This is a genomic window from Mucilaginibacter ginkgonis, assembly GCF_009754905.2.
Classification (GTDB): Bacteria; Bacteroidota; Bacteroidia; order Sphingobacteriales; family Sphingobacteriaceae; genus Mucilaginibacter; species Mucilaginibacter ginkgonis.
In genome coordinates, this window is sequence record NZ_CP066775.1 from 2475631 (window position 1) to 2495027 (window position 19397).

Genomic DNA, 19397 nt, shown 5'->3' on the forward strand with positions numbered 1-19397 from the left:
TAGAAATTAGCTTTAGTGAGCACACACCTTAAATCTTTCCTAGGCAATTATGCGTCTTTAACTGATGAAGACCTGGACTTTTTGGCTCAAAAGTTTGTAGCCAGAGACGTAAAAAAACGCACTTATCTTTTGAAAGAAGGCGATGTATGCAGCGACCTGATCTTTGTTGAAAAAGGCTGCCTTAGGCTATTCTATTTTAATGAAGACGTTGAGGTATCCGTCTGGTTTGCTTTTGAAGGCAACTCTGCTATAGACATTAACAGTTTTATCAGCGAGAAACCTTCTATATATTTTATACAGGCAATAGAAGACAGCAGTTTGCTTATCATCCCAAAAACCGAGATCAAGAAGTTGTACGACACCTACCCCAAGATGCAGGAAATAATGCGTAATTATTGGGAAGATGCCATGCTTAACCTCTTGGAAAGATTTACAGCGCTACAGCGCGATGCGGCTGATAAACGCTACCTTGACTTGTTGGCCAAGCCAACCTACATGCAAAAGATCCCCCAAAAGTACTTGGCTTCTTACATTGGCGTTACCCCAACGTCTTTAAGCAGGATAAGGAAGAATATCAGATAGAAACAGTCTTATTTAAACGGGTTGGTTATTGTAAGCTTCTCGTCAATTTGATGGCTAAGCTTCTTCGCGATTGAATTTAAATTTCAGGGTATCTATTGACAAAGCAGAGAAAGAAACCTTTTTAACCATTGTTTCGTTTAGGCTCACTCTCGCCTTTTGTGAACGCTATCACCTCAACCTCCTTCTCAACATAATCGGCAGGAAGTTCCAAAGAAATTGATTTTTGTTTGGGTGTTATAATATTCTTATCATAAGATGAACTTGCTTTTAGTAAATCTACAAATAATATTCTATCCCCTTACCCTCACGACAGTTTGTCCAAAGCGTAAAATGTCTCTATCATAACCTGCTTCCATAAGCTTAATCTCATCAAGGTCAATGACAACACCACGTTCGTTGATGCCTTTTCCACTGAATTCGATCTCAACTCCCTGGTCTAAAAATACAGCTCTGATCGCTTCACGAAAGGTATTTTGTTCCTGCGTTATTTCATCAAGGCTTACAACGTAAAGGCATTGCTCGGCACCGAAAAGTATCTGATGTACAGCGTTTATAAAATGCAGGCTCATATTTTACAGACTAGCTTCAGCAACCTGTTCCTCTAATTCCGAATACCAGTTCTCACCGTATTTACGCACCAGCGGCTCTTTTAAAAATTCATGGACATGCACCTTTAACTCATCCCCAAAACTACACGCCGGGCTGCAAATACTCCAGCGGTCGTAATTCAGCACGTCAAACTCAGGGTATTTGGTAATGCGGATTGGGTATAAATGACAGGAAATTGGTTTACGCCAATCCACTTCGCCTTTTTCCCATGCTTTTTCAATGGCACATTTGGTTATACCATTCTCCCAGGTAACGTACGCACATTCTTTATTGGTATCTACACATGGTGTAGTGTAGTCGCCTTCAAAGTCGGTCACATGGGTTCCCTGCAGTTCAACCGCTTCGATGCCTTTGGCGGTCATAAAGGATTTCACTTTAGGATATATCTCTTTAAGCTTTCCTAATTCCTCGTGGTCGAGTGGTGCGCCCGAATCACCCTCTATACAGCAGGCGCCTTTGCAGCGGTTAAGGTTGCAAACAAAATTCTCGCGCACCACGTCTTCGTGCACTAACGTACCGCTTACTTCAATCATTCTTACTGTCGGCTGTCTTGAGAGGATATTTTAAATTGGCGGCACTGGTTAACTCCATAGTAAGGCTGCCTACCACTACTTCTACATGTGCCTTAACGGGGATACGGTTAGCATCATCTGTAACCCAAAGGTATAGTTTGCTGTCTTTCCTAAATATGCGCCCCGGGATGATCGTAGGATTAAACTTTAAGCAATTAAATCTACCTAAAGCAGTTTTAACTTTCTCGCGACCTATAAAAGTGATGCTTAATGATTGGATACCATTATCCAAAAAATAACGCATATCAAAGGTATCGCCCTGATGCAGTTTGGTTACATCTATATTGCGTGCAAAATAGTACGCCGAAGGAAAATCGAAAACTTTTCCGCTGAACGGATAAGTGCCTGTTGTGCCGGTGATCTTATCGTCGCCATGGTTAAAGGTTACTTTATCGGCATGGTGCCAGCTGCCCTCGTGCCTGTTCTCTGTATATAGATAAGGCGTTAATGATGCTTTATCAATATATGACTCATACCGGTTGCGCACCTTATAGAATACGTCAAAAGTACCAGCGGTAGCACCATCTGCAATAATATGATAGGCAGGTTTACCGTCAAATTTCACCTCGCTATCTTCTACCCTCAGATGCGCCTCCGCCGCTGTAAATATTCCATACTTCATGCGGTAGTTTAGTACCTCGCCTGATTTAAAAGCAGTTTCATCAATCCTATCCGGCAATGGTATAGCCATCCTGAACGCAAAAAGCGCACAAGCCACAACAGATAATATGATAACAAGGCTCTTTCTCATCAATCTTTACGCTTGTAAATAGGTACCGTAGAGCATGGCTCGCCAAACATCAAGCTCTTAACTATCGGCGTAAGCTTTGCTGTTAAAGAAACATATGCAGATACGGGCACATCAACATCACCGCATCCTTTTAAAACTAAACGCTGGTCGCGGTATTGGTCAAGGTTGGCGTTGTCTATTTGCTTTTCAAAAAGCTTTTCTTCGATAATGGCCGCATCACCAAAAATGATATCAGCTGCGTACGGTACCATACGGTTAGCTAAAAGCATATAAGCCCATGCCGGGACAATTGCATCGGCGCTGCAAGTAATGCCTACAATTTTGCCGGTATATTGGGTCCAATCGTGCTCTTTAACAAATTCACGAAAATCCTTTTCGCGAAGCATAAGGCCATGGAAAAGATTGTCTTTAATATCGTAGATAACCCGGTCGCCGGCAGGATAAAAAGAAGCCGGGTCAAGCGTAACCAACCCGCTTTGGGCAACCTTATTCACAAAATTTTCTTGGATCTCCATGTTTTTAAATAAAAAAATCCGGAACAGGTATATAACGCCGTTCCGGATTCAAAATTACGCTAAATTATTCCTACAAGAATTTAGCGCGATAATCTTTTACATTACCCTTATCTTTCAAGGCATCAAATACCTGCGATTCTGAACGCTGTATCAGCGCCTGCTGTATTTGCTCACGCTGGCGAACCGCGCTTGTCATTGCTGGCGGGTTGGTAAAGCCATCAACCACAAACGCGTACACACCCTGGTCGCCTTTAATGGTTTTGCTTAACTTATTAGGCTGTGAGCCAAATACCGAGCCAACCAATTTATTCTCTTGTGCTACGCCAGGCAACACCGGGTTAGCAAAAACTATGTTTTGCAACGGCACAACTTGTACACCTGCTTTCTGCGCCGCCTGATCTATTGAAGACGCGCCATTTAAAGCGGCATCCATTTTCTCTGCAAGCATTTTAGCTTTAACCTGGTTAATAACTGCAGGTTTTATCTGAGCTTTTACTAAATCTAATGATAATGTACCGGCAGGTTTAACCTGAGTAAGGTGTGGTATCACATATTGAGTACCTACTGTAAAAGCCTTGTCAGACACCGCGTTCTTATCTGCTTTAAAAGCCCACTTAACTACCTCACGCGCGTTATCTAAACCCGGCGTTTGCATGGCAAGACCATCAACGTCTGTTGCCGTCTTTATAACTAAGCCTTCTTTTTTAGCTTCGGCGTTAAAGTTATCACCATTGGCATTAGACAAAAAGCTTTGCGCTTTACCAAAAGCCAAAGACTGTGTTTTGCTGCTTGCCAAAAGTGGCCTGTCTACAGTGGCTACCTTTACTACTTTAGCTGAACCTTTAAGTGCCTCGATCTTAATAATGTGTACACCAAATTGTGAGGTCACAATTTTTATCTCGCCCGGTTTACCGTTAAACGCTGCGTCTTCAAATACCGGCACCATTGCACCACGGCCAAAAGTACCCAGGCTGCCGCCTTTATCAGCAGAGCCTTTATCTACAGAATACATTTTAGCCAGGTCCGCGAACGATTTACCGGCAACCAATAATTTCTTTATAGAGTCTGCCTTAGCTTGTGTTTTTGGCAAGCCGCCTTCAGTAGCAGGGTTAAGCAAGATGTGGCTTGCTTTTACTGAATCCGGACCGGTCTGAACGTCAACCAGTTTAGAAACTTTATAGCTACCGTTTGATAAGTATGGGCCGTAAACAAAGCCTTTTGACACGGTAAACATCACCGAATCAAGTTTTGGCTCAAGCTGGCCTTTCTTTTGGAATTTTAATTCAGCTTTGTTGGCAACGTCAATGGCGTTGATCTGTACAAAGTCAGAGTCGCTTTTAGCTGCTTTAAAATCTGCCGCAAGTTTATCTGCCTGTTCCTTAACTGCCAATGAATCTTCTTTTGACGGGGCAGCGTTAAAAGTCACATACTCAAACGACCTTAATTCATTTGGGATCTTAAATTGCGCCTTGTGCTCGTCATAATAAGCCTGGTAATCGCTTTCTGTTGGGTTAACCTTGTTATCGGCCACACCTGAAAATGGCAAAGCGATGTATTTGAAATTAGCCAGCTTATTTTTGTTTTCGTAATCGTCTTTTGCGTCGAGTGAGTTAACATATAACCCGTTACGCACTAAAGACAAATAACGTTCTGAACGTTTAGCCTCAATGCGGCCGGTTAAGAACAAGCTCCATTGTGCACGCGTTGGGTCTGAAGCCGGTAGGCTTTTAATAGAAGCTAAAAAACGGTTCAACTGATCGCGGTCTACCTGGCCGGTTTGCTGATTGGTGAAATAGCGGGCAACTTCCGGGTCAAGGTTGGCACCGTGGGTCATGTTGTAAGACTCGTCATTACCAACGGTAATACCCAATTTGCTTTCTTCTTTAGTTAAAAGGGTTTGGGTTAGAAACTGGTTCCAGGTAATATTTTGTACGTATGCAGTTAACTGCGGCGTAAGGTTTTGGCCAAACTGCTGCTGGTATTGTTTACTGTTTTGATCTAAACGTTTGTTAAATTCGTCGTAAGGAATTTTTTCGCCGCCAATTTCACCAATTGTGGTTTGGTCGCCACTCATAAAAGACCTGCCATACTGTACTACTTCGCTGGCAATAAAAGCAAAAAGCGCAAAACCGATCAGTACCACCAAGATGATACCCATACGATTGCGCAAAAAAGTCATCACACCCATATCCTATTCGATAGTTTATATTTCTTAAAAAGAGCGCGCAAGATACGAATTTTGCCAAAAAATTAGCAGACAAATTTCAACTCTTAACACACTTGTTTTCAGGGTTGTTGCTGTGAGAAATTCTGCTCGACGTGGAAGGTGCCGTTTGTATTATTAATGTCCCACGGGTCAAATTTTTCATTGGTTTTAAGAGATCCGCCACGAATGATACTACCATTTGAGGTAATAATGGTAACAGGCTTATTAGATGTAACCTTGCGGTCGCTTTCATTCCAGATCAATTGGTCCGATTTAAAAACGTCACCTTTTTCATTGGTTGCCACGACGTTTTTATCCAGCTCAATGATCTTCTCATTTTCACGCCGTATGGCATAGTCTGAAATAACCGTGCTTTGTAACTTTAGGTCCTGGTCATAAAAAGTGATCTTGACCCCTTTAGGCATTTCATAATAAGGGTTCTTTACCTTATAACTAAGCATCAGCGGGGTCTCTACCTTGGCTTTAACATGGGCAGAGTCGCTATAGATCACTTCAACACCGGTGGTCTTTTCAACCGGCGACGAGTTGTATTTGGCAGATATTTCCCGGATTTTCTTAAGATCGTTTTCGCATGATGACAATACCAAAACGCACACTAAAGCGCCGGTCAGTTTAAAAACGGTCGCAAGCGATTTAAGCTTAGTCAAACTTATACCTGCGGAACCATTTGTCATTTAGCAGAAAGCCTAAGTGGAAGTTATAAAAACGTTCTCGTATAAGGTTGTTTGACAGCGTACCGCGTTCGCCAATTTCAGCAGAGATGTTTAATTTATAAAAACTTATCTGTCCAACAGATGGTGCAAGCGGAAAACCAAAGCCAAACGTGATTGCCTTTTGATTGATGTTGGTACCATTTATTTGCACGTAAGTTTTTTCGTAATTAAAACCAAGACGGTAATCAACCGCAGCCAGGTAGCTGTTTATAGAGTTAGCGTTAGGCGTAAATTGACCGCCTACATTAAATGTCTGCGTGTTTTGCAGGCCCTGGTTAACACCTGCAATTGTCAATTGCGACCAATTGCCAATGCTATAATCTGCACCTACTAAAAATTTGCCATCGTTCTGGAAAGATATACCAAAATGGTGGATCAATGGCAATTTGATCTTTGCACCGCTCGTCTGATTATTTACAACAGAATCGGCGGCATTATTTTCGTCGCCTGTTGCAAAATTCTTTTGGTACTGTGTAATTACATATTTATTTTGTGTACGTAATTGCGACGACAAATTTGCTGAATAACCAAATGTAAGGTGGCGGCTTGGCGGATCGCCCGGCCTGTCTTTTTTACCTTTAAAATCAAAAGTGATCTGCGTACCGGCGTCATAGGCCAGGCCCGAAACGGAATTGCTTTGCTCTATCCTGGTATTTAGGTTACCATACAGGTTAGGAATTTCTACCGACCTGAATTGCTGAAGGTTGCCAAAAATATAAGACGCGTTTGCACCGAATGCAATGTGTTTACCTAAGCCAAATCCATATCCCAAGTAAGCTTTAGACAGGCCTCCGTCTCCGCTGTAAATGTAATTTACAGCATTTGTGTCGCTTGGCAGGCCGGAGCCAAGATTAGATTTTGTTTGCGTGTAGTTATACCCTAACTCTGTATAAGGTTTCAAGCCAAAGCTTAATGCCGAACGTTTACTAACCGGTATGCCGAAAGAAACGTGACTTAGCCTGAAATTTGAGTTTGTTTGTGATGGTACACCATTTTGGCTTAGTGTTACACTGTTGTTAAACAAACCAATATCGATAGTGGTAAGGCCTATATAAGAGTATGACGCCGGGTTGGCAGAGTTTATATAGTTGTAAAAACCTAATTTGTTGATGGCCGTGCCGATGCCACCCATTGCACGCGTTTCAGGCAACGCATCCTGATTTAAAGTACCAAGACCATATTTAGAATAAGGCGAGCTTGTGGTAGCGGTAGATTGCGCCATAACCACATTGGCTAAGGGTAAAAAAGCGAGTATCGTAATTACTAAACGAATATATTTAATCATTCTGGACTTGTATAACTGCATTTAAACCCTTTAAAACAAGGTAAGGGTCATTTTTTATATAGGGGGCAAAGATGCTATTTTTCAAAAGAGTATCCAAAAAAATACCGTCGCCGCCTGTTAGTATGATGTTAAGTTCGGGATATTGCTCACGATAACCGCTAATGAAACCTTCGGCTTCATATTTAATTCCGTTTTGTATGCCCGAACGTATAGCCGATGCCGTATCTGTACCAAAGCTTCCTTCGAATTTATTATCAGCATTAAGCAACGGTAATGCCGCCGTATAATGGTTAACGGCTTTATAACGCATTTCAAGGCCCGGCGATATGCTGCCGCCATAATAATTATGTCCGGCATCAACCATATCATATGTAATACAAGTGCCCGCGTCTATTACCAAAGTATCCTTACCCGGATTAACCGTTACCGCCCCGGCTACTGCTGCCCACCTGTCGGCGCCTAGCGTGTTCGCACTTTGATAGTGATTATTCACCGCCGTTTTGGTCTGATTAGTGAAACAGGTGACCGGAATGTCAAGTTGTTGTATATATGCCGGTTTGTTTTCTTTAACCGATGAGATGATAACTTTATCAACCTTGTGCTTACCGATCAGTGCAGCAATCAAACTTTCATCCGCTTCGGCAACATGATCGAACGATAGCATTTTCTCGCCGTTGAATATTGCCAACTTAGTTTGCGTATTGCCGATATCTACAACCAGGTTGGCCATCAGGCTTTAGCCAGCGACAGTATAGATTCAAATATGATTAGGCCGTCCTGGTTGGCCACCAATGTATCGGCAGCACGTTCGGGGTGCGGCATCAAGCCAAACACATTACGTTCCAAATTACAAACACCTGCAATGTTATTGATTGAACCATTTAAGTTAGATTCTTCGCACACGTTGCCAGTCTCATCGCAATAGCGGAACAACACCTGGTCGTTATCTGCCATACTGCTAAGGGTATCAGCATCGGCAAAATAATTACCCTCGCCATGCGCAACCGGAATTTTTAAAGGCTGCTGCAAGTCTGCTTGTGAGGTTAATAAAGAATTAGTGGTCTCTGCCTTGATGTAGGTGTTACGGCAAATAAATTTGCGGTTCTTGTTATGCAGCAGCACGCCCGGTAACAAATGTGCCTCAACCAATATCTGGAAGCCATTGCATATACCCATTACGTATCCGCCTTGCCCGGCAAACTTTATCACCTCCTGCATAATGGGCGAAAAACGGGCAATAGCACCGGAACGCAGATAATCGCCAAAAGAGAACCCACCCGGAAGGATGATGAAATCGGCGCCCTGCAAGTCATGATCTTTGTGCCATAAACGCACCACCTGCTGACCTAAAACATGCTCTAAAACATAGATGATATCTTCATCGCAGTTTGACCCGGGGAATATAACAACGCCAAATTTCATGCTACAAAGCTAATATAACGCCTTGAACCTGAACGAATGTAAAAGTTAAAAATTGTTAAACTGAAAGAAGATGATTCCCGCCACAAACAGTAAAAACAAGGTTTCGTAAAACCATTTCCATTTGGCATACAGAAAGTAATAAGCGAAAAATATAGCGGTCGGCAGGGCGCAAAGCAAAAAGTGGCTTAACCTGAATTCGGCTTTCACATAAAATGATAATCCTGCAATAAGAAATATCAGCACCATTAATATTAACCCTTTGCGGCTGTGGATATAGCTTTTGTAATAAAGTGCGCTTATTTTGGTAAAACTTAAGAAAAAGAACACGGCAACAGGAATTAGCAAGACATAGGTATATTGCTTTATGACAATGCTGGTAGGCAATTTGGTACCAAGCGGCAGCCAGATATTAAAAAAGCTATCTATCCTGTCTGTCATGTAATAGTACACTGCCAGGAAAAAAAAGATGGTGATGTAACCTAAAATGGTAGACAGCCACTCGCGGATGTTGAACGGCCTGAATATGATAAAAGCTATCCAAACCAATACCATGAAATAAATGAACGGCAAATAGATGAGCGACCCTACAGCAACCAGCATCCCCAGATCATAACCCAGGGCATTTGCATTATCTGCCTTGTATAAAGCCAGCATCTTAAATATCATCCAAATGACCAGAAAATTGCAGATCAACGGCGGACTTAATATTAAGAACGGCGTAAATATGCTCGATGCGACTACAAACATCAGCGCCGGCAAAAAACTGGGCCTGCCTAACAAATTGTAAAAGTTTGCTACATAGTTTACCAGCAAAGCCTGGCCATAAACCAAAAGCGCTGCCAATAAAATATTTATGACCGGCGAAAAAGCATTCTCGTAAGCCACCGGCACCAGCGAGCGGGTAAAGGTTTCAACGAATATGAAATCGAGTTTGTCTGGAGCCTTTGCGATGTAAACCAACCGCAATAAGATAACCACTAACACCAGCCATGCTGTATTAACCGGGTTATATTTCCTGAAAAGGCTTATCATTTAAGTGGCGTAGCTGCAATAATACCACAAAAAGCGGGTATGGTAAAATTTGCTATCCGCGGGCGTAGGTGTTTACTAAGTTCTTAATGATATCAGCAGTCTCGTCTTTAAAATCAACAATTATTTTGTTGTCGGCCACGATCCAATTATTTAAGTGGGAAGTAAAATGCTCATCGATCTGGTCTACCACCTTAACGCCCAGCCGGGCAGCTGCTACCGCGTTACATTGCTGCTCATATTGGTTCTTCATGGGTATCACCATTACTTTTTTACCAAGAAACAGCGCTTCGGCGGGGCCTTCGAAACCGCCCCCGGTAAGTAAACCCGCACAGCCGGCAAGGCTATAGTTAAAAGCGTCATTATTTACGGGTAACACTGTAACATTACCTTGCGTTATGCCCACTTTTTCGCGTTTTGAAAATACCTGCCATTGCACACCCGGAACAGCGCTTAACTCTTTGATAAGCGTTCTGTCATCATAAGCGGGCAGGTAAACTGTGTAATACCCTTTGTTAGTGGGCGTTAAATGGCGTATTTCGCTACGGATAACTGGGGTATGAATAAAGTTATCATAACGCTCAAAGTGGAAACCAACGTGATGCGTTGTTGGGGAATAGTACTTAAATAGCCATTCGGCATAATTCCATTTAAGCGGCCGCGGCGTTTTTTTTGAAACAAACGAACATTGATGACTTAAAGAAACAGACGGCACTTTCTGCAGCTTGCAAGCCCAGGCACTGACGGGTTCAAAATCATTGATCACCAGGTCATAGTCCTTTAAAGGCAGGCTGCGCATGTCGCGCCAAAGTTGGCGCAGGTTCAGCAGTTTCCATGTAGCTTTCATGTCGACGCCACCGTTTGTACCAAAAACAAAACTGGCGCCATGAAAACGATATTTTACCGGCTGGGTGAGGCTCACCTCAGCCTCCGTACCGCTTATTAATAAGTCAACATCACCATATTGCTGCAGCAGCGGGACTATTTCGCGGGCGCGACTAATATGCCCGTTGCCGGTCCCCTGTATGCCGAATAATATTTTCATGGTGATGCGCCAAATATATCGAATTCGTTCCGACAGCTATCGGGAGTCAATTTCGAACTTAAATAAGTCAGAAATAGAAAGGAATCACAATTAAATAAAAATTCGAAATCGAAAATTCGACATTCGAAAATCCCCTCAGACCTCCAGTTTCAACTTCTCCAACAGGGTCCTAACGTCAAGTTTGTTATCCAGGTTCTCGCTGTCAATTTTGTCGTCATCCTCATGTTCAACAACAAAATCTTGCGGGCGATATTTAAATATCTCCCAATTGCCATGATTATATTCGAGGGCGGTAAGGCTTTCTACCCAATCGCCCGAGTTTAGATAAGTTACGCTACCCGTCTTATCTGTTGAATCGATAGTCCTGATCTCGGCGTGATGGATATGTCCGCAGATCACATAGTCGTATTTCTTATCAACGGCAAGGTCGGCGGCGGTTTGTTCAAATTGATTGATGAATTTTACGGCATCTTTAAACTTCGCTTTTACCTTTTGCGAAAAGCTCATCTTCTGCCGGCCAAGCTTAGTTAATACCCAATTGGTAAAGCTGTTGATCAGAATAAGCGTATCATAACCAATGGCGCCCATCTTAGCCAGCCATTTAGAATGCTGCATGGTTACGTCAAAAATATCGCCATGAAATATCCACGCCCTTTTATCGCCAACCGGTAGAAGCAACTTATTAACTAGTTTGAATGAGCCCAGATCAAAGTCAGCAAACTTGCGCAGCATTTCGTCATGGTTGCCTGTAAGATAGTAAACGGGCACGCCTTCTGTAACAAACTTCAGTATGCGGCGTAAAACCTTCATATGGCTATCGGGCCAATAAGACTTGCTGAATTGCCAGATGTCTATAATGTCGCCGTTGAGGATCAGTTTTTTTGGCTTAATGCTTTTAAGATATTTGAGCAGTTCTTTGGCGTGGCAGCCGTAGGTCCCCAGGTGGACGTCAGAAATAATGGCAATTTCTACTTCGCGTTTTGGCATTAATCAAGAGAATATGATCTACGCCCTGCGTATTTCAGGGTAATTTATACAGTTGCCGGATTCCTGACTATTCTTCTTCCTCTTCTTCAACCTTTAGTTCATAAGGGCTGATATAGAGCAAGGCAAGCATGATCATTAATCCGGTGACAATCAAATAAGCTGTATTGAAGCTCATACTAATACGTGTTAAGCAAAGTTATAATGCGCTGATTATTTTAATGTTAAGACGGCGTTAAAACAGTATATGTTACAAATTATTGTGGTTTATTTTTTCAACAGTAACGGAGTTGTTAACAATTGAATAATTGACCGGATCTTGGGGGTTAGGTTTAAAAAGGAATGCTGTTTTATTGAAACAGATTAGAAATAAATATTATGGATAGGAATGGTAATAGAATGGTGCTGTAGGTAAAAGAACTTTGGGCGTTGCCCCAACTCTGTTGGTGCCGCGCTATCCGCTGCAAGTCCTCGTTTCGCTACGCTCACTGTGGGCTTTCCGCTACTATCGCTAACGCGGACGTAAATTAAGTTGATATTCCGTTATTGTATTAGTTGGATAGGTTATTACCCTCCTTGTCATTGCGAGATACGAAGCAATTCCATAGGATAGTTAGATTTTATGCTGAGAACCGCGCTTAACTCGCGATGAAAAACTTTATTGATCACACCGGTTCAAATCATCGGCCACCTACAACATCCCCACCAACTCTCTCAAACTATTTACTTGTACCGGCACGTCATCAGGCGTTGGCAACCCGGCGGGGTTAAACCAAATGGCATCCATACCAAAATTTAGTGCGCCGTAAACATCGGCTTCCAGGCTGTCACCTATCATTAGGCTTTCGCCGATTGTTGCACCTGCCAGTTGCAGGGCGTGTTCAAATATGCGGCGGTCGGGTTTAATAACGCCGACAACCTCAGATACGATCACGTTGTCGAAGTATCTAGCCAGATCAGATCCCGCGACCTTAACAGTTACTGCTTCAATGAACCCGTTCGAGATCAAATGTAAAGTGTATCTCTCTTTCAAATAAGTAAGCACTTCGTGCGCGCCATCGAATAATCCTGTCTTTGTAGGCCCAACGCGTACATAGTGATCCTCAAAACCGATAGGGATCAAATCAGGGAGCATACCTAAGTCTAAAAAGGTTTGCTTGAAACGCATTTCGCGCAGATGGTCTTTGGTAATCTTACCGCTGTGGTACTCTGCCCATAAGCGATGGTTATTCTCTGTGTATTTAGCGATAAAAAGTTCGGCCGAAGGCACTCCTAATGCGCTTAACTTATACTCCATGTAAAGTTCCTTAAGGGTTTCTTCGGCATTGCGGTCAAAGTCCCAAATGGTATGATCAAGATCAAAGAAAATATGGCGGTAGTTTTTCACTTTAATATTTGCTGCCGCAAAGATGCCAATGGTTTTTAGACAATTACAATTTTCACTTCTGATTTTTTCTTAGTTAATAAATTTTCACAAATTTTAGTATTGTAACATTACTGTTGCAAATATTGCTTATCTTTATGGCACCCTTTCCCCTAAGAAAGTAAATGACTGACAGACATTTAACTGCGCAGCACCTTGCAGCTGCCCCGCCGGCCGTTTTTGGCAATGCAGAATTGATACATCTGCTTAACCGCACTACCTTTGGTGTAAGCCGGAGCGATATCAACGCGCTTAGCGGTAAGAATTTAAACCAGGTTGTGGCAACGCTGTTTACACAACCTGCAGTACCGGCGCCTCCGGTAAATGGTTATAACGATGCCAATTATACAGATGCAAATGTTCCGGCCGGTACAACCTGGGTAAACGCGCCATACACAGACGGTACTGCAAACAGCCGCAGGCTTGCATCTTTCAAGGCCTGGTGGATGGGCCTGATGATCAATCAGAATAGTAGCATCCTGGAAAAAATGGTGCTTTTCTGGCACAATCACTTCGCTACGCAGACATCAACTGTTGATGATGCCAGGTTTGTGTACAAGCATAACGCGCTGTTAAGGCAATACGCGCTTGGCAATTTTAAAGACTTTGTAAAGCAGATCACCCTCGACCCGGCGATGCTCAAATACCTAAACGGGTATGTGAATGTTAAGTCGGCACCTGATGAAAACTACGGCCGCGAATTGCAGGAGTTGTTTACCGTTGGCAAAGGCCCCAATTCTAAATATACCGAAGATGACGTTAAGGCGGCTGCCAAAGTATTAACGGGCTATACTATAAATACAACGCTGATATCATCATCGTTCGACGCAACCCGTCACGATGCTACCAATAAAACTTTTTCGGCCTTTTATGGCAATACTGTGATCACTGGCAAAACGGGTGCAAATGGGTCGACCGAATTGGATGATCTGATCAACATGATCTTCAAGAACAACGAGGTAGCTTTGTTTATTTGCCGAAAATTATATCGCTATTTCGTTTACTACAACATTGACGCCGCTACAGAGGCAAACGTGATTGTACCATTGGCAGATATTTTCCGCAAAAATAACTACGAGATAAAACCAGTATTGCAGGCACTTTTCACCAGCGACTACTTTTATGCCGATGCCGCCAAAGGCTGTGTAATTAAAGACCCTGTTAATCTGGTGGCCGGCATGATGCGCGAATTTAACGTTACCCTGCCGGGTGATGCCGACTATGTGAACCAGTATTATATGCTGACTTACCTGCAAACCATAGCATCTAACATTGGCCAGAGCATTGGGGATCCGCCTAACGTTTCAGGGTGGCCTGCGTATTACCAGGTGCCGGAGTATCACGAATTGTGGATCAACTCTGACACCCTGCCAAAGCGCAACCAGTTTACAGATACGCTCATCGGTAATGGTTATACCCGCAACGGCAAAAAGTTAGTGATCGATACAGTTGCCTATACAGCCTCATTGCCAACCCCTGCCGATCCGAATTTGCTGATCACAGATATGCTTGCCCAACTGTATCAGGTTACAGTTTCGCAAGAAACAATTGATTTCCTAAAAGGCATCCTGCTCTCAGGCCAGATATCAGACCATTACTGGACGGATGCCTGGAACGCTTTGAAGGCCAACCCCACAGACGCGGCTAACCTTAAGGTGATCACTACCCGGTTGCAAACGCTGTATAAATACATTATGGACCTGCCAGAATACCAGCTATCATGAACAGACGCGATTTTATAGGAAAAGCGCTTCCGGCAGGCGTAGTCATGCCAAAGCTGATCAACGATCTGACGTTTAAGGCATTTGGTGTTTCGCCGTTTTTAGAGGCTTTGGTAGCGGCGCCTACAGAAACAGACCACGTGTTAGTTCTGATTCAGTTGAACGGTGGTAACGATGGGTTGAATACCGTTATCCCTTTTGACCAATATGATAACCTGGCGAACGCGAGGGGCAATATCATTATCCCGAAAAACAAAGTGCTGAAGCTCGACGGCACCTCATATACCGGCATTCATACCGCCATGACAGGTCTGCAAAGTTTGTATAATGATGGTAAAGCCAAGATCATTCAATCGGTGGGTTATCCGCAGCCCAACTTTTCGCACTTCCGTGCAACTGATATATGGTTAACAGGTGCAAACTCAGACCAGGTATTAACTTCGGGCTGGGCAGGCAGGTACCTTGCCCAACAATACACAAACTTCCCGGTGGGCTATCCAAATACCATTATGCCCGATCCCTTGGCCATCCAGATAGGCTCGTCGGTATCCCCCGCTTTGCAGGGGCCGTCTGTAAATATGGGCATGGCTATCACAGACCCAAACAATTTCTACAGCCTTATCAGCGGTAAAACAACCGCTGCGCCAAACACCAATGCCGGCAAAGAGCTTACCTATATCCGCCAGGTTGCACAGCAAACCACGCAATATGGTACAGTAATAAAAGCAGCCGCAAGCAAAGTAACCAAGCAAGGCGCCTACCCTTCAAACAACTCGCTCGCAGACCAGCTAAAGGTAGTGGCACGATTAATTGCCGGCGGACTAAAAACCCGTGTTTACATGGTTAACATCGGCAGCTTTGATACGCACAGCGCGCAGGTAAATACCGGAGCACAGGAAACAGGCTATCATGCAACTATGCTTGGCAAAGTGTCAGACGCTATTAAAGCCTTTATGGACGATCTTAAAGGTTTAGGTGCATCTAAACGCGTAGCCGGCATGACCTTTTCAGAATTTGGCCGCCGTATAAAGTCAAACGCCAGCGTTGGTACAGACCACGGCGCGGCAGCACCAATGATCCTCTTTGGCGATTACATACAGCCGGGGGTTTTGGGCACAAGCCCGGTGATATCCAACAACGTAGGGGTAAATGATAACATCCCGATGCAATACGATTTCCGCTCGGTATATGCCTCGCTGCTTCAGCAATGGTTCTGTGTAGATCCAAGCACTTTAGGCGACATATTATTAAATAACTTCCAGTCCCTGCCGGTCATCAAGTCCAGCGCGCCGTGTGTTTCCACGCAATCAGAGCTTAATGCTTCCGCGGGCGATAAGCTAATCAGCAATTATCCTAACCCATTCCAGTCGGTTACGCATGTATCTTTCAAGTCTTCGGGCGGGCACGTGCTCATACAGATATTTGATGTGCAGGGCAAACTCATAAGCAATTTGGTCGACAATATTTATGATCAGGGTAACTATGAAGTGCGTTTCGATGCACAGAACATTCCGCCGGGTGTGTATTATGCCCGGCTACAAAACGGCAGCTTAACGCAAACGCGTGGAATGGTAGCGGTGAGGTAATGGTCCAACCCCAGCACCTCTGCAAAGGAGAGGTGGCTTTTGTTTGTTAGCTTATAATCGCCTCACCCCAACCCCTCTCCGAAAGAGAGGGGCTTGAATTTAATATTTCCTTGCGAGAAACGAAGCAATCTCGTAGTTATCGTCGCATTTGTTCTACGCCTCATCCCAACCCCTCTCCGAAAGAGAGGGGCTTGAATTTAATATTTCCTTGCGAGAAACGAAGCAATCTCGTAGTTATCGTCGCATTTGTTCTACGCCTCACCCCACCCCTCTCCAAAGGAGAGGGGCTTTTCCCTCCTCGAAGGGGAGGGTTAGGGAGGGGTTAATGCGCTGAGGCTGTCAAAGCATTCGCTGTAACTACTTTAATTTTTATTGCTAAATTTGAAATATGGACGCTATCGTTGCCGATAACCTTGAGGAAATCAAATTGCTTATGCAAAAGCATGGGGTGGTTAAGGCATCGCTATTCGGCAGTGCGGCAAAAGACACTATGACTGCGGAAAGTGATGTAGATTTCCTGGTAAATTTTGATTCCGGACTTAGCATAGCAGAGTATGGTGATAACTATTTCGAACTCATTTATGCATTAGAAAACTTGCTTCAGAGAGAAGTCGAAATTATCGCCGAGAAAACGCTCTCAAACCCTTATTTGATAGAATCGATCAATAACAGCAAGGTATCGTTATTATGATTCCGGAAGAAAAAAGTTGTTATTTGATATTAAAGTTTCTGTTGAGGCAATAGATTATTATCTTTCAGTATGATGAGATCAATATGTTTGCTTGCAATCTTTACTTTTCTTTTCTTACTTACCGCAACCGCCCAAATACCCCGTTATAAAGTTCACGCCGTAAAATTCGCTGGTACTGCAATACCATTTACCGTGAGCGACTGGGCACTGAATGGACCAAAAACTAAAGTCGACATTAACTTTTCTGTCTGGGTGATCAAAGGCGATAATGGTAAAGTGATCCTGTTTGATACCGGGTTTCTAAAAGATGCTGAAGACGCCGCCGATTTTAAAATCAAAGATTACATCCGCCCCGATTCGGCACTAATGAAGCTGGGCATTAAGCCCGGCGACGTGACAGACGTGATCATTAGTCACCCGCATTGGGACCATATCGATGGGGTAAGCCTTTTCCCGAATGCGCATTTCTGGATGCAGAAGGAAGACTACAATTATTTTGTTGGCCAAACCTGGCAAAAAGGTATTGGAAGCGGCGGTTTCGCAAAACGCGACGTGCGCAAAATAGTTGATCTTAACCTTGAGGGCAGACTAACGCTTATAAACGGCGATGACAAGCAAATACTTCCCGACATAAGGGTGTATACCGGCTCAAGGCATACATTCAATTCGCAATACGTTGTGGTAAATACAGGGATAAACAAGATCGTACTTGCCTCAGACAATATCTGGGTGTATTATAGCCTTCAGCATTTAAGTCCGCCTTCTAATGGCGGCACGCTGGATCCTGCGGGTTATGTCCGTGAAATGAAAAGAATGAAAACACTGGCAAGCAATGTAAAGTTTATCATTCCCGGGCACGATGGTAAGGTGTTTTCGATATTCCCAAAGGTCGCAGACGGGATTGTTGAGATCAGGTAACCTGATTATTTCGAAACCCGGTCTTGCGATTGTCTTAACCGTTTTCCTCTTCTTCCAATATTCGCCTCACTGTGGATCTGGCAATATCCAGTTGCAAAGCTATCTGCCGTTTCGATAGGCCCTCACTAAACATTTTCTTAGCGGCCTGCCTGTCTGCTATGGTAATGTAATTGGCCTTTTGCAGATGCTCATGTTCTGGTTCGTACCCTGCGGGGCACAGGCGTAAAAGACCGCCGCTGCGTTCAATAGTAAACAGGCAAACACGGCCTTCGCCGTAAACCTCGCTGCTGTTACGTTGCTTTATCTGTTTAAGATACCTTATGTTACTGTTTTTTTGGCTGCGGCCCATGGCAAAGGCACTATCGCAAAAGTTAATAAGCATTTTACTGCCATGCATATCGTTATTGGTAATTGGCCTTGTTTGGTTACGCTTAGGCGTGTGCGCCAGCGCCAGTATAGATATATGATATTTGCTTTTAATGGTCTTCAAAAATTTCATCATACTAAGCGCGTCGCCAATCTGGCCCGCCTGGTTTGCCAGGTACGTTAGGTTGTCAATGATGAGCACCTTGGCACCGGTTTTACGCAGCCCCTCTTCAATACAATAGTGCACACGGTCTATGTAATTGCGCACATGGCCGGCGGCGGCATTAAGTTCGGCCCGAAAAAAACGCGGACTAAACTTGTAAGGCCCGTCATAAACCGTATACCTGGCCTCAAACTGGGCAGCACTTTGTTCAAAATCTACGTATAAAACCGGGCAGGCAGCGGTTTCTGTCTTAAACGGCTCTATGTCGTTGCCGTTAGCTAAACAATTACCCAATTGAACGGCCAGTATAGATTTGCCAACATTAGTATCGGCAAATAAAATGCACAGCTCATTTTCAAACCAAAAGTTATCAAAAAGCATTTTAGGCGGCGGGCGTCGGCAGCCAACGTCCATCCACTCATTTGCACAGCGTATCTCAAAAAGGTCATCAGCGCAGTCATAGCGTTCATCTGCTTGTTTAGGTTTTCGCAATGGGTTACGCTCCATCCCTTCGCGTATGGCATCGCGTATCATTTCAATCTGTTTCGGCCGGTCAGAAAAATGGAAATTATCCGTTACTCCGGCGTAAGTGATCTCTGTCATAATATTTTCAATGGTTGGCAACAAATTTCAGCTAACGTCCGGATAGTTTTCGTGAAGCTGTTTTGTCAGTAGTTTTAAGATGTATTGCCTATGGCGATGGCATGGCGATACTATGGCGACGCCGGGCAAATTATTGCCTTAAAGCGGGTAAGTCGGCACAACTGTGGGCTTATCTATTTAATTAATTAGCTG

Annotated in this window: 19 protein-coding genes; 5 read left to right on the forward strand and 14 right to left on the reverse strand. The window is 43.7% G+C overall.

Features of this window, described 5'->3' with window-relative positions; genetic code table 11:
* Window positions 1-15 precede the first annotated feature (15 nt).
* Window positions 16-582 (forward strand): Crp/Fnr family transcriptional regulator, encoded by a 567-nt coding sequence (locus tag GO620_RS11510; RefSeq protein ID WP_157525507.1) that lies wholly within the window; start codon window positions 16-18, stop codon window positions 580-582.
* Between the two features lie 290 nt (window positions 583-872).
* Here GO620_RS11510 and GO620_RS11515 read toward each other — a convergent pair whose 3' ends face one another.
* The 13 genes from GO620_RS11515 to GO620_RS11575 form a co-directional block, all read right to left on the reverse strand.
* Window positions 873-1151, reverse strand: coding sequence for a hypothetical protein (locus tag GO620_RS11515; RefSeq protein ID WP_157525508.1), 279 nt, complete (start codon window positions 1149-1151; stop codon window positions 873-875).
* Window positions 1152-1154: 3 nt separating this feature from the next.
* Window positions 1155-1724, reverse strand: a complete 570-nt coding sequence (locus tag GO620_RS11520; protein WP_157525509.1) for a DUF3109 family protein — start codon at window positions 1722-1724, stop codon at window positions 1155-1157.
* Window positions 1717-2514 carry a DUF3108 domain-containing protein gene (locus GO620_RS11525; RefSeq protein WP_157525510.1) on the reverse strand — a complete coding sequence of 266 codons (798 nt, stop codon included), beginning with the start codon at window positions 2512-2514 and terminating at the stop codon, window positions 1717-1719. The genes GO620_RS11520 and GO620_RS11525 overlap by 8 nt, the downstream gene beginning before the upstream one ends.
* Window positions 2514-3029 (reverse strand): DUF2480 family protein, encoded by a 516-nt coding sequence (locus tag GO620_RS11530; RefSeq protein ID WP_157525511.1) that lies wholly within the window; start codon window positions 3027-3029, stop codon window positions 2514-2516. The genes GO620_RS11525 and GO620_RS11530 overlap by 1 nt, the downstream gene beginning before the upstream one ends.
* 70 nt (window positions 3030-3099) lie before the next feature.
* Window positions 3100-5187, reverse strand: coding sequence for a peptidylprolyl isomerase (locus GO620_RS11535; RefSeq protein ID WP_244139405.1), 2088 nt, complete (start codon window positions 5185-5187; stop codon window positions 3100-3102).
* Between the two features lie 128 nt (window positions 5188-5315).
* Complete coding sequence (lptC, locus tag GO620_RS11540) at window positions 5316-5930, reverse strand: LPS export ABC transporter periplasmic protein LptC (protein ID WP_157525513.1); 615 nt, start codon at window positions 5928-5930, stop codon at window positions 5316-5318.
* Window positions 5896-7254, reverse strand: coding sequence for a PorV/PorQ family protein (locus tag GO620_RS11545; protein WP_157525514.1), 1359 nt, complete (start codon window positions 7252-7254; stop codon window positions 5896-5898). The genes lptC and GO620_RS11545 overlap by 35 nt, the downstream gene beginning before the upstream one ends.
* On the reverse strand, window positions 7247-7984 hold the full coding sequence (locus tag GO620_RS11550) for a type III pantothenate kinase (protein ID WP_157525515.1): 738 nt from the start codon (window positions 7982-7984) through the stop codon (window positions 7247-7249). Before GO620_RS11550 ends, GO620_RS11545 begins: the two co-directional genes overlap by 8 nt.
* The gene (purQ, locus tag GO620_RS11555) at window positions 7984-8676 is read right to left on the reverse strand and encodes a phosphoribosylformylglycinamidine synthase subunit PurQ (protein WP_157525516.1); all 693 of its coding nucleotides are present in this window, start codon (window positions 8674-8676) and stop codon (window positions 7984-7986) included. The genes GO620_RS11550 and purQ overlap by 1 nt, the downstream gene beginning before the upstream one ends.
* Window positions 8677-8721: 45 nt before the next feature.
* On the reverse strand, window positions 8722-9708 hold the full coding sequence (locus GO620_RS11560; RefSeq protein WP_157525517.1) for a DUF6427 family protein: 987 nt from the start codon (window positions 9706-9708) through the stop codon (window positions 8722-8724).
* A gap of 52 nt (window positions 9709-9760) precedes the next feature.
* Window positions 9761-10750: a glycosyltransferase family protein gene (locus tag GO620_RS11565; RefSeq protein ID WP_157525518.1), complete on the reverse strand. Its 990-nt coding sequence runs from the start codon at window positions 10748-10750 to the stop codon at window positions 9761-9763.
* Window positions 10751-10885: 135 nt separating this feature from the next.
* Entirely contained in the window at window positions 10886-11737 is an 852-nt protein-coding gene (locus GO620_RS11570; protein WP_157525519.1) for a UDP-2,3-diacylglucosamine diphosphatase, read from the reverse strand.
* Window positions 11738-12425: 688 nt separating this feature from the next.
* The gene (locus GO620_RS11575; protein WP_200229979.1) at window positions 12426-13121 is read right to left on the reverse strand and encodes a YjjG family noncanonical pyrimidine nucleotidase; all 696 of its coding nucleotides are present in this window, start codon (window positions 13119-13121) and stop codon (window positions 12426-12428) included.
* Window positions 13122-13282: 161 nt separating this feature from the next.
* Here GO620_RS11575 and GO620_RS11580 point away from each other — a divergent pair, with 161 nt between their 5' ends.
* From GO620_RS11580 to GO620_RS11595, 4 genes are all read left to right on the forward strand, one after another.
* On the forward strand, window positions 13283-14881 hold the full coding sequence (locus GO620_RS11580; protein WP_157525520.1) for a DUF1800 domain-containing protein: 1599 nt from the start codon (window positions 13283-13285) through the stop codon (window positions 14879-14881).
* Window positions 14878-16464, forward strand: coding sequence for a DUF1501 domain-containing protein (locus GO620_RS11585; RefSeq protein WP_157525521.1), 1587 nt, complete (start codon window positions 14878-14880; stop codon window positions 16462-16464). Before GO620_RS11580 ends, GO620_RS11585 begins: the two co-directional genes overlap by 4 nt.
* A gap of 388 nt (window positions 16465-16852) precedes the next feature.
* On the forward strand, window positions 16853-17155 hold the full coding sequence (locus GO620_RS11590; protein ID WP_157525522.1) for a nucleotidyltransferase family protein: 303 nt from the start codon (window positions 16853-16855) through the stop codon (window positions 17153-17155).
* Between the two features lie 72 nt (window positions 17156-17227).
* Window positions 17228-18073 (forward strand): N-acyl homoserine lactonase family protein, encoded by an 846-nt coding sequence (locus GO620_RS11595; protein ID WP_157525803.1) that lies wholly within the window; start codon window positions 17228-17230, stop codon window positions 18071-18073.
* A gap of 34 nt (window positions 18074-18107) precedes the next feature.
* On the opposite strand, the gene GO620_RS11600 is transcribed toward GO620_RS11595, so the two are convergent.
* Entirely contained in the window at window positions 18108-19205 is a 1098-nt protein-coding gene (locus GO620_RS11600; RefSeq protein ID WP_157525523.1) for an AAA family ATPase, read from the reverse strand.
* Window positions 19206-19397: the final 192 nt, after the last annotated feature.